At 65.9% G+C, this 11,436-nt stretch carries 10 protein-coding genes; 6 read left to right on the top strand and 4 right to left on the bottom strand.

What is annotated here, in order from left to right; genetic code table 11:
- Window positions 1-506 precede the first annotated feature (506 nt).
- Entirely contained in the window at window positions 507-2,138 is a 1,632-nt protein-coding gene (locus R5W23_RS16900) for a hypothetical protein (protein WP_320687315.1), read from the bottom strand.
- Between the two features lie 75 nt (window positions 2,139-2,213).
- Entirely contained in the window at window positions 2,214-2,984 is a 771-nt protein-coding gene (locus R5W23_RS16895; protein WP_320687314.1) for a glycosyltransferase family 2 protein, read from the bottom strand.
- A gap of 165 nt (window positions 2,985-3,149) precedes the next feature.
- Here R5W23_RS16895 and R5W23_RS16890 point away from each other — a divergent pair, with 165 nt between their 5' ends.
- The 3 genes from R5W23_RS16890 to R5W23_RS16880 all read left to right on the top strand — a co-directional run bounded on the left by R5W23_RS16890 (window position 3,150) and on the right by R5W23_RS16880 (window position 6,137).
- On the top strand, window positions 3,150-4,091 hold the full coding sequence (locus R5W23_RS16890; protein ID WP_320687313.1) for an NAD-dependent epimerase/dehydratase family protein: 942 nt from the start codon (window positions 3,150-3,152) through the stop codon (window positions 4,089-4,091).
- A gap of 14 nt (window positions 4,092-4,105) precedes the next feature.
- Window positions 4,106-5,077 carry a glycosyltransferase family 2 protein gene (locus R5W23_RS16885; protein WP_320687312.1) on the top strand — a complete coding sequence of 324 codons (972 nt, stop codon included), beginning with the start codon at window positions 4,106-4,108 and terminating at the stop codon, window positions 5,075-5,077.
- 118 nt (window positions 5,078-5,195) lie between these two features.
- A complete protein-coding gene (locus R5W23_RS16880; RefSeq protein WP_320687311.1) occupies window positions 5,196-6,137 on the top strand; it encodes a glycosyltransferase family 2 protein in 942 nt (313 codons plus the stop codon).
- On the opposite strand, the gene R5W23_RS16875 is transcribed toward R5W23_RS16880, so the two are convergent.
- Together R5W23_RS16875 and R5W23_RS16870 are read right to left on the bottom strand one after the other, a co-directional pair.
- Window positions 6,121-6,456, bottom strand: coding sequence for a transposase (locus tag R5W23_RS16875; protein WP_320687310.1), 336 nt, complete (start codon window positions 6,454-6,456; stop codon window positions 6,121-6,123). The two genes, R5W23_RS16880 and R5W23_RS16875, sit on opposite strands and share 17 nt — an antisense overlap.
- Window positions 6,419-7,282 (bottom strand): ISAs1 family transposase, encoded by an 864-nt coding sequence (locus tag R5W23_RS16870; protein ID WP_320687309.1) that lies wholly within the window; start codon window positions 7,280-7,282, stop codon window positions 6,419-6,421. The genes R5W23_RS16875 and R5W23_RS16870 overlap by 38 nt, the downstream gene beginning before the upstream one ends.
- A 176-nt stretch (window positions 7,283-7,458) precedes the next feature.
- Here R5W23_RS16870 and R5W23_RS16865 point away from each other — a divergent pair, with 176 nt between their 5' ends.
- From R5W23_RS16865 to R5W23_RS16855, 3 genes are all read left to right on the top strand, one after another.
- Window positions 7,459-8,859: a glycosyltransferase gene (locus R5W23_RS16865; protein ID WP_320687308.1), complete on the top strand. Its 1,401-nt coding sequence runs from the start codon at window positions 7,459-7,461 to the stop codon at window positions 8,857-8,859.
- Window positions 8,860-8,867: 8 nt separating this feature from the next.
- On the top strand, window positions 8,868-10,013 hold the full coding sequence (gene glf, locus R5W23_RS16860; RefSeq protein WP_320687307.1) for a UDP-galactopyranose mutase: 1,146 nt from the start codon (window positions 8,868-8,870) through the stop codon (window positions 10,011-10,013).
- Window positions 10,014-10,084: 71 nt separating this feature from the next.
- Window positions 10,085-11,395 (top strand): glycosyltransferase family 2 protein, encoded by a 1,311-nt coding sequence (locus R5W23_RS16855; RefSeq protein WP_320687306.1) that lies wholly within the window; start codon window positions 10,085-10,087, stop codon window positions 11,393-11,395.
- Window positions 11,396-11,436 lie beyond the last annotated feature (41 nt).

Raw genomic sequence — 11,436 nt, 5'->3', positions numbered from 1 at the left:
GGGGCCGAGAAGAATAACCTGAAAATGGTCAAAACGTCACCGCCAGGCAAGCCCACGAAAGCCAAGACCGAACGTATCGAAGACAAGAGCCTACATGTCTCAACCGCTCGGTTGCTGGCAGATGACAAGAGGAATCGTCAGTCGCAAAAACGGCAGTAACCCTACCGTGAATGGCCTGGTCCAAGACCCTCCCCAAGTGCGACCTCACCATCCGGCCCAAGACGCCCAACGGTGGATAACATTCCTCACGCCGAACGCCTTAATTCACCGCTCTTACCTTACTGCGTTGTGCGCGACGCCCCGGCATGCGAAATGATCTGAACGACTTGCCTCAAGAACAGATGGTGGGGGCGCGTGGCCCGGGTACACGTAACGGTTGTTTAATGCTGCTGATCAGAAGCTGCTGGATCATAGTGTAATAAAATTCGTAAATTTTTTATCTTGATGATTTTGTGAAATTGTAAGTTTTGATGGGCAGACTTTTGGCCGGAGGTCCTGGAGTTTTGCTAGCGGGTTGCTTGTGTGGGGGCGGGCTGCGGGAGGGCCTTTCCTTCACGGATCGCGATCCGGTACCGGGGCTGCGGTGCGGACATCCACTCCGCGAACACCAGCCGCGTGATGCGCTCGCCGTGGGCCACCGGCACCGGGTCCGACGACGGGTAATCGATCTCGAAACTGAACCCGGGTTCGTCCTCGTGCGCGTCCACGAACTTCTGCACCGCGCGCAGGGCGCGCGTCCACTCGCGCTCTTCCCGGGCCACCATCGTGTTGGCCTGCCACACCTGTTCGGCCCCCAGAGCGGCCAGCGCCACCAGCCCGGCGGCGAGGCCCTTCCGGACATTGACGGCCCACGCCCCGGTCGCGTGCCACGCGGCCGACGCGGCCAGCAGCACGAAGAGTAACGCGAAGTAGGTGTAATACGAGTTGCCGCTCAGAATCCACGCGTGCGGCCGCATGTTCATCCGCCCGAGTACGTTCATCGCCGCGTATGTGGCGTACAGCACCGCGGGGAGCGCGCAGATGAGCCGGGCTCGCGACTGCGCCACCCGCCACAGCCCTGCCGCGCCCAGCACCGCGCCCGCGAGCAGAGTGGCGTAAGACACCGCGAGCGTCGGCGTGACGACCCGCAGCCGCGACCCGGTCCACACGGTTTCGAGCACCTGGAGCCGCTGCCCGCCGTAGAAGGTCTGGACCAGCGACGGGAAGAATGGCTGCACCGCCGTGAACACCCCGTACCGGGCCGAGTGGGTGAGCGTCGCGGGTGTGGCCGCCTCTTTTACGATCGCGGCGTGCAGGTTCTCAGGCTGGTACTGCCCCTGGTGAACGTTCTGGTCGATGTGGTTCGCGAGTTGGTAGCCGACCAGAATGGCCGCGAACGCGGCGAACGTGCCGAACGCCTGGGGCCTCCCGACCCGCGGCGCCGCTTCGGCCGCGAGCACCAGGCCGGCGAACACCGCGTAAACCTGCCCCAGCTCGTAGGTGAACGCGGCCAGCGCGGTCAGCACCCACGCCCCGTACAGCGGCCACTGCACGTCCCTGCCGGCGCGCCCGCGTGCCGTGTAACGCAGCACGCAACTGATCGAGCCGAGCAGGAACAGCAGGAACAGCAGGTAACCGTGGAGGTGGCCCCAGATGACCAGCTCTTGCACGCACGGGTTGAGCGCGAAGAACGCGACCGTTCCGTACATGAGCCAGTCGGACCCGCTCGTGCCGACTTCTTTCTTCAACTCGAGCGGGCGCACCAGCCCGGCCGTTTGGCGGAGTATTACGAGGAGCAGGACGCAGATGGCGCCGTGGAACCCCACGCCGAGCGCCTGGACGTAGTCGAAGTGGCCGCCCAGAGCAGCCTTTTCTGCCGCGAGCAGCGCGAACAGCACCGGGCGGAACAGGTCGGTGTCGCCCGGTGCCACCAGGCGGGTGCGGTTGTACGAGTAGGTGTGCCGGAACGTGTCGCGGAACGTGTGGTCGTTGACCGTGTCGGCGAGGTAGCACCACTGGTCCGCGCGGGGCGGGTGCTTGAGCGACGGCCCGTAGGCCACCGTCACGAACGCGAACAGCACCGCGAGGAATGCGAGGTCGCGGAACGCCTTCGGCCCGAACGTGCTACACACCCACTCCGCGAACCGCTCCTGGCTCATCTGCCCCGCTCCTTGTTTCGGGCTGTTGGGTTGGTCCGTTCGATCGCTGGCGCTGACGGCCCTGCGCCGCGGCCGTTAGCGCCAGCAGAACACGTCGCGCACGAACTGGAAGTAGTACGCCGCCCCCCACTTCAGGACCTGGAGCTTGCGCTCGCCCCCCAGGCGCGGCGGCTCGTCGCCCGGGATCTCAGCTACCTTCAGCCCGCGTCGGGCCGCGCGCGCTGAGAGGAGCGGCTCCCAACTGATCCGCGTCCGGAACAGCCACTCGGGAGTGCGGTACCAGCGGTCCTGATCCAATTCCAGCTCGCGGATGATGCGCGTCCGGTACGCGCGGTAGATGACCATCGCGTCGGTGTATCGGCCGCCGTGCAGGAGGTTCACGGTGCGGGTGAACAGCCAGTTCCCGAATGCGGTGACGAGGTCGTCGTCGGCGCTTTTCGCGGGCGGCTTGTACCGCGACGCGATGACCATGTCGTACCCTTCGTCGATCTTCGCGATCAGCTCGGGGAGCAGCTCGGGGACGCTGTTGCCGTCCGGGCTGAAGGTGACGATCACGTCCCCGCGCACCTTCGGGAGCACCTCCCGGTAGGCGTGGCGGATGCCGGGCTCGCTCTGGACGTGGACCTCGTAGCCGTTCTCCCACGCCCACTCGACCGTGCCGTCGGTCGAGCCGCCGTCTAGGACGATCACCTGATCGACCCACGCCGCACGGATGCGCGGCATGATCGCCTTCATGCCGACGATCTCGTTAAGCGTCGGCACGACGAGCGTGACCGAGCACGCGCGCCGGGCCGCGGGTGCGGTCGGTGCGGCGGTCGGGCGCGGGAGCAGTTCGGTGGTCGCCATCGGTTCGGACCTCGCCCGCATCCGGGGTGCGTTAAGGGCGGCAGTTTATAGGTGCCGCGCGGGGGCGGGTCAACGGCAACTGCCGGGGCTCCGGTGAAGTGAAGTGGGCTTGAATCGCGCGATTCCTCGCGCCTAAACTCTCCCACCCTCTAGGAGAACTCACGGATGAGCGAGCGCGTTTTGGTCACCGGCGGGCTCGGCTACCTCGGCAGCGTGCTGTGCGAGCACCTCCTGAGCGCCGGGTACGCGGTCATCGCTCTTGACAACCTCACCTACGGGGCCGGGCAGGGGCTGTTCCACCTGTGCGCGAACCCCGCGTTCGACTTCGTCAAGGGCGACGTGCGGGACGAGGCCACGATGCGCGCCGCGCTGACGGACGCGGACCACGTCGTTCACCTCGCAGGAATCGTCGGGGCGTCCGCGTGCGACCGCGACCCGGCGCTGACGAAGTCGGTCAACTTCGAGTCGGTGCGGCTCCTGAACAAGCTCCGCAGCCCGAACCAACTGGTGGTGTTCCCGAACACGAACAGCGGCTACGGCGCCACCACCGGCGCGACGCTTTGCACCGAAGACACGCCCCTGGAGCCGATCTCGCTGTACGGCCGCACCAAGTGCGACGCCGAGCGGCTGCTACTCGACAGCCCGAACGCGGTCACGTTCCGGCTCGCCACGGTGTTCGGGATGTCGCCCCGGATGCGGCTCGACCTGCTCGTGAATCACTTCGTGTATGCGGCCGTGAAGGACGGGTACATCGTGCTGTTCGAGAAGGACTTCAAGCGGAACTTCGTCCACGTGCGCGATGTCGCCGACGCGTTCATTCACGCGATCCGGAACGGCGCGGCGATGTCGAACCGGCCGTACAATCTGGGCCTGGACTCCGCGAACCTATCGAAGGAGCAACTCGCGTTCGCGGTGAAGAAGCAGGTGCCGAAGTTCTACATTCACTTCGCCGCGATCGGGGAGGACCCGGACAAGCGGAACTACATCGTCTCCAGCGCGCGGCTCAAGTCCGCGGGGTTCGAGGCGCAGCGCTCGCTCGAGGCCGGCATCGGCGAACTGATCAAGGGCTACCGGATGTTGTCGAAGGGGCCGTTCCAGAACGCCTGAATGGAGCCGCGGCAATGAGCGAGCGAACGTCCCGGAAGCGGCGCCGCGGTGGCAACCCGTACGCGGGCCTGATTCACCTGCTGAACCAGCGCTACCACGCCGAGTGGCAGCGCGCGGAACTGCTCCAGAACGAGCTGACCGGGCGCGAGAACTCGAAGGTCGCGCGGGCGGCGGAACTCGTCCGGCGGTTCGTGCGCCGGTTCGTGCCGCACCCGGCCGTTGTGCCCAAGGTCGTTACCGAGCAGGCCGCTCCGTACACGGGGGCGGAACGCGCGGTTCCGGACGCCACGGTCAGCGTCATCATCCCGTTCCGCGACCGCCCGGAACTGCTCCGCAACTGCCTGCGGAGCCTGCGCCGCAGCACCTACAAGAAGATTGAGGTGGTGCTGGTCGATAACGGTAGCGAGAACCCGCGTACGGCTCGGCTGCTCGCGGGCATCAGCGCGAAACGGAACATCAAACTGGTCCGCTGTGATGAGCCGTTCAACTTCTCGCGCCTGTGTAACCTCGGCGCGCGAAAGGCGGCCGGCGATCACTTGGTGTTCCTGAACAACGACACCGAGGTCATCACGCGCCGCTGGCTCGAACGGATGCTGGTTGTCGCGGCCGACCCGGCGGTCGGCGCGGTGGGTGCAACGCTGCTGTATCCGGACCGGACCATACAGCACGCGGGGCTGTTCCCGCGGAGCGACGGGGCCTGGGTCCATCCGTATCGCGGTGAGCCGGCAGAGACGGTGGGTGAGAACGGTGAGCTGCGCGTGACGCGGATCGTTCCCGCGGTGACCGCGGCGTGCCTGCTCGTGCGCCGGGACGTGTTCGAATCGGTGAGCGGGTTCGATGAGGATCTGCAAGATTCGCTCAACGACGCCGACCTGTGCCGGCGCCTGGGCGCGGCCGGGCGGGTAACCGTCATCACCCCGCACGCAAAGTTGTTCCACTACGAAGGCCTGAGCCGCGCGTTCAACGTCGATCCGCTGATGGCCTGAGCGAGAAGGGCCTTTGACGAGATAAGCCGGATTGATAGGACGCTGAGTTAGGCTATTTTGACGGGATTCTGTCGATCCCGTCAAAATAGCCTGCGGCTGTTTCATCACGAGCTGCGACATGCGACCGCGCCTTTCGTTGATCGTTCCGACGCGCGGCCGGCCCGCGAAGTTGCGCCGCATGCTCGACAGCGTGGCGACAACCGCCTACCACCCCGAGCGGCTCGAAGTCATTCTCGTGATCGACGCGGACGATCCCGCCAGCGCGCTAACCCACCCGCGGTTAAAGGTGCGGCACGCGGTCGTTCCGCCCGGCCGCACGATGGGCGCGCTCAACAGCGCCGGCTACGACGCTTCGACCGGCGATTACGTCATGCTGCTGAACGACGACGTGACCGCCCGCACGCCGGGCTGGGACGCCCTCGTTTTCGGCTGCCTGCGGCGGTTCCCGGACCCGTTCGCGTTGGTTCACGTCAACGACACCCTGATGCGCGACAACCTGTGCGTGTTCCCGCTGGTGTCGCGTGCGTTTTGCGAACTGGCCGGGGGCATCTGCCCGCCCTGTTATCACCGCTACCGGATCGACGATCACATTGAGGACGCGTTCAACCTGCTCGCGGCGCTGGGCGAGCGGCGCATCGTGTACCTGCCGGACGTGATCTTCGAGCACGACAACGCGGTGCAGCACCCGGAAGCCGGGCCTGTGTACCTGTCCGACCCCGCTGTTCTCGCACTCGACGCGCCGCTGTTCGACGAACTCCTTCCGGAGCGAAAAGAGCTCGCCCTGAGGCTGCGCGCGGTGATCGAAGGGCGGCCGAATGCGACCGCGGAGGGCGAGTGGCGGGCGACGCTCGCCGCGGTCGGGCACTCGTTCGACGTTCGCAGGCCGGGGCGGCAAATCGTGATACGCTGGCCGTGGTGGCGCCCGGTGCGGGAGCGACTGGCCGTACTGGCGGGGGTGGTCGCCCGCGCCCGGCGCAAGAACGCGAGCGGGTTCGTGCGGGCCGTCCGGAACCGGCTCGCGCGGCCCAGGGCCATTGAAAGTTTCACAGTGGTGAGGTGAGGAGGTTGATCGCTTCGTGGAATTGAGCGGTCAACCTCCGTATGGCTTGTGCGTGATTGTCGGCTTCGATCTGTGCGAGGAGATGAACACCCACGTTGCGTAACGCGGCAAGTACCTGCGGCGCGGAACCGCGGCGCACTTGGCATGCATCCTCGCCCAGCGTCACGTCCCGGATGTCGTGCAAACTATTCTCGATCCGCCAGTGCTCGCGCACCAACTCGAGCAGCCGTTTCGCGTCGGCCTTCTCGACCGGCAAGCTGGTGATCCCGTGGACCACCTCCTCATACGCCTTGCCCTTGCGAATGCCCCAGCGGCGCACGCGGAAACCCTGCTTCAGCCCGGGTCACTTCGGATGCACTGTCCGGAGCACCGTGCTCTCCAACGTTCGGTGCTCCACGCGGCCGTGCCCCTTCTCGGTCGTTCGTGCGAACCGTGGACCGGGTGTCGGTTCCTTCGGCGGCACGCGCCCGCCGGGGGGAAAACGTCGCCGCTTGAGCGGCGAATGCGCGTCCCGCGTCGATATCCACGACCAGGGCGTGCTGGTTGTCCTTGACCACCAGCACATAGTCATCGTCCCGATCCCGAACCGCTTGGCACACCTCGGTTTGTGTGAACATGGCGTCGCCGGTGATGATGTACCCACCTGGGCGTGTGGGCAGGATGTTGAGCAACTCCAACGCAGCCTTGTGTTCGTTCGTCTTGGTATCGACACGCAGTTGAGCGAGAACCGCTTGGAAGCGTGGCACGAATGCCGCCAGGAGGTGAACGCCGGGTAGTTGCGCGGCTCGGTCGGCACTGCCGCGAACACACTTGCCGTCCATGTTGACGACGAGCGCGTCGTCGGGCGGCAGACGGGTCGCGATCCACTCGCGCAGAACCGCCTCGAGAGCCCGAACGTCGATCCGCGGGAGCAGTTTGGAGAGCATGGAGGCGGTGGGCAATCGTCGTCGTGGGAACCCCAGGAGCAAGGCGAAGTCGCCACCGTAATCGTCGGCCAGTTGGACGATTGCTCCGGGCGAACGGCGCCCCAAGAGGATGCCGACGACCAGCAGGGCGAGGATGGGAGCAAAAGGGAAGGATCGGCCCTTGTCATCTCGTGGATCGGGAACGGCGCCTAGCGCATCCAACAGGCAGGTGGGAGGCATCGAAGCAACTCCAAATGCCCGCCGTTCCAATTGCGACGGCGGCAGGGCACCGGAATAGCACATCCCCCCATTTCACCAAGATGAAACTTTCAATAGCCCTGCTCGCGCGGCCCGCGTTGACACCCGGCTCGCAAATGGAGTAGGCTTTCACCTCCTCACAGGAACGGATCCTTAACTTGAGCGCCACCGGCACCGCCGAAATCGCTGACCCGTGCGCCGAACCAGCCGGCACGGCAGAGCCGTTTCCGGTCGAGTTCCTCGGCTGGCTGCCGGTGTTCAAGCGGTTCGGGAACTGTGGCACGCACCCGCAGTTCGCTCACACACACACGCCGCCCGACGGGTACGCCTTTCGGATGTCGGCTCTGGGTGTGAGCGACGGTATGCCACCCGGTCTCGTGGCCCGCCTCGGCCGCGCTTTCGTCGCGCTCGGGCTGTCCATGTGGGTGCTGGCCGAAACCGCCCGCAAGCACGGCCCGCTCCGCACGCTCGCGACCCTCTTCGCGCTCGCGAAACTCGTGCTGGCGCTGGTTCGCCAGACCGGTCGCGTCCTGTCGTCGCTGCGGTTCGCGCACTCGCGCAACTTTCAGTCGCAGGTGATGACCCCGCGGACCCAACTCGCGTTCCTCACGAGCGTGCCGTACACCTACGGTCAGAACCCGTGGGTGATCGAGATCGAAGACCCCACCACGCTGTTCTTCCCGTTCGTGCAGAACGGCCATACCGCGGCGCTCGACGTGCGGGCCCTCCCGTGCTTTGGCGCGGTGAAGGCGCTCCTCGAAGCCGAGTCCTGCCGCGGCATCGTGACGCACATGCGTTCGACCGCGGAACTGCTCCCGGTCCTGTTCGGCAGCGAGACGATTGCCCGCAAGGTGACCTACGCGCCCCTCGGCGCCGCGGTTCCGGAACGGCTGCAAGCGCACGCCGACGAGGGCGAAGACGCACCGATCAATCTGCTGTTTACGAACTCGTGGCATCAATTGGGCGCGGGGTTCTTCTACCGCGGCGGCATCGACGTTTTGGAAGCGTTCGACGTGCTGCGTCGCCGGTACCCGCAACTGCGGCTCACGGTCCGCTCCGCGCTCCCGAAACTCGACGAGCGCCACTACCGCATGGTGGAATCGGGGTGGGTGCGGGTGATCGACCGGTTCATGCCCGCGGACGAACTCGCGCGGCTGCAAACCGAGTCGCACATCTTTTTGCTGCCGGCCGCCCGCATTCACATCGTTTCGGTACTCCAAGCGATGTCATATGGGCAGGCGGTCGTTGTGTCGGACGGCTGGGGCATGTCCGAATATGTGGAGCACGGGGTGACGGGGCTGGTGGTCCCAGGGCGCGCCGGGAAGGTGTCGTGGGCCGACGTCGAAGCGGGCGTGTTGCGCGAGGACTACCGCCCGATGTTCGCCCCGGACCAGCGAGTAATCGACGGCTTGATCGAATCGGTTTCGCTCCTCGTGGAGCAGCGGGCGGTGCGCCGGCGGCTCGGCGCCGCGGCGCGCGACGCCGTCGCCACGCGGTTCACGCCGGAGCGCTGGAACGCCGGCCTTAAAGCGGCCTTTAACAAGGCTCGACGACGTTGAGGTGTGGAATGCTCGACGACGTTGATCTGCTCGTGTGCGGGGCCGGGCCGGTCGGGTGCGTGGTCGCCGAGCGCGCCGCGAGCGTACTCGGGTGGAAGGTGCTCGTCATCGACCGGCGGCCTCACATCGCCGGTAACTGCCACGACTCGCCCGCGACGAACGGCGTTCTGGTCCACAACTACGGCCCGCACTACTTTCGCACCGACGACGAAAACCTGCTGCGGTACCTGTCGCGGTTCGCCGAGTTCGCGCCGGCGAAGTACGAAGTGCGGTCGCTGGTGCGCGACCAACTGTACCCCTTCCCGATCAACCTCGGCACCCTCGAACAGTTTTTCGGCCGGAAGCTCGATGCGGACTCCGCTGAGCAACTCCTCGCGGAGCGCCGTGTGCCGATCGCCGACCCCACGAACTCAGAAGAGTACGTGCTCAGCCGAGTGGGGCGCGAGCTGTACGAAGTGTTTTACCTCCACTACACGCGGAAGCAGTGGGGCGTTCACCCGCGCGACCTCGACCCGCAGGTGTGCGGTCGGGTGCCGGTGCGCCTGAACCGGGATGGGCGGTACGTGGGGCACAAGTTCCAGGTGATGCCGGCCGGCGGGTTCACGAAGTTGTTCGCGCGGATGCTGAAGCACCCGAAGATTCGCACGCTTCTGAACTGCGATTTCAGCGAGGTGCGCCATCTGATCCATCCGCGCCGGGCAACGGTCTATTGCGGGCCGGTGGACGCGTACTTCGATAACAGGCTCGGGAAACTGCCGTACCGGTCGTTGAAGTTCGAGTTCGTGCCGCACGCGGTCGCCTGGCGCCAGCCGTGCGTGCAGATCAACTACCCTAACGACTTCACCTACACGCGCTCCGTCGAGATCAAACACGTGACCGGGCAGCGCCACGCCGAGACGGTGGTGAGCTACGAGACGCCGTGCGCCGAAGGCGAGCCGTTCTACCCGATCCCGCAACCTGCAAGTGCGGAACTGTACGCCCGCTATCGTGCTCTCGCCGAGGCAGAAACGGCGCGCAACCGCGTGTACTTTTGCGGCCGGCTGGCGCAGTACCGGTATTTCAACACCGATGAAGTGATTCAGGAGGCGCTCGCGTGCTTTCAGACGATCCGCCGGAGCGCCGGAGCGCCTGCCTCGTTGTCCACAGCGGCTTGATCCGTCAACACCCCGCTCAGCGCGAACTGACACGGGCGGGTTGGGACGTGGACGTTTTCGCAGCCGATACGGTGGGAGATCTTCCGCGAGACGCGCAGGTCCGTGAGCATCACGGAAACGGCCCGGCCGAACTCTCGGACCGGGTTCGGTATTGGCTCGAAGCCCGGCACCGTGAGCGGCGGTACGGGCTGATCGCGTTCGTGGGTCAGGGCGGTCTGGGTTTTCGATCGGTCCAGGCGAAGCGGGCCGGACTGGCGTTCGGAGATGTGCCGATCGCCGTGATCCTCGACGGCAACAGCCAGCGTGACCGGGAGGCCGGTCAGCGGTGGCCGTCAGGCTTTGTCGATGTAGAAACGGATTACATTGAACGGTACCAGTTCGAGAACGCCGACGAGCAACATACCCCGGATGCCGAGCTGGTCGAGTTCGTAAAGCGGAATCACTGGGCGATGCGCAATGGTGCGACGAACACCTCGCCGTTGCCCGCCCCCAATTCAGGAGCGTCACAAGAGGCCTCGCCGCTTGTGACGCTCGCCATCGCTCACTACAACTTGGGCGCATATTTCCCCGATACGCTCGCAACGCTGGCCGCTCAGACCTACCCGAACCTCGAGGTCATCGCGATCGACGACGGCTCCACGGATGCCGCATCGATTGAAACGTTTGAGGCGATGCGGGCAAAGTACCCGCGGTTCACCTTCCTGCGCCAGTCGAACGCGGGCATCGGCGCTACCCGTAACCGGTGCCTGGAACTCGCCCGGGGCGAGTTCTTTATTCCCGTGGACGCGGACAACCTCGCGACGCCCGAGATGGTGGCGACGTTCGTGCGCGCCATGCAGCGGAACCCCGAACTTGCTGCGATGTCGTCCTACTTCCTGGCGTTCGACGTACCGGCGCCGGACTTCGTTCCCGAACAGTTTCTGTACGCCCTTCGACCAACAGGCGGGCCGCACGCGCTCGCCAGCATTCGCAACGTGTACGGCGATGCGAACGCCATTTTCCGCACGCCTGCGCTTCGTGCCGTTGATGGGTACGAGACCGACCGCGGCACCTCATGCGAGGACTGGGAAGCGTTCGTGAAGCTGGTCCACGCCGGTCACCGGCTCGGTGTGGTGCCCGCGCACCTGTTCTACTACCGGCACCGGCCGGGCGGGTTCTCGCGGAGCACGAACTGGTTCGCGAACCATCAGAGGGTACTGCGCCAGTTCGCCCATGCCGGCAATCTGCCGCCGGCGGATGCGCTCGCGGCCTGGACGACACTACTCGGGTTCTATCAAGAACTGGAGCGACGAGAGCAGGCGGTACCGCCGCGACGGCATCGCGCGGCTGATTGGGTGCGCTCGTTGCTGCGGAAGCCGTTCGAGTGGCTGAAGCGGTCGTGAGGAGGACACGGGGCTCCCGCCCTGTGCTCCATCCGGCGACC

Origin of the sequence: Gemmata algarum, from assembly GCF_034097035.1 — a bacterium.
Lineage (GTDB): Bacteria > Planctomycetota > Planctomycetia > Gemmatales > Gemmataceae > Gemmata > Gemmata algarum.
The sequence above is the reverse complement of the archived record's forward strand: the minus strand, read 5'-3'. Positions and strand labels throughout refer to the sequence as shown.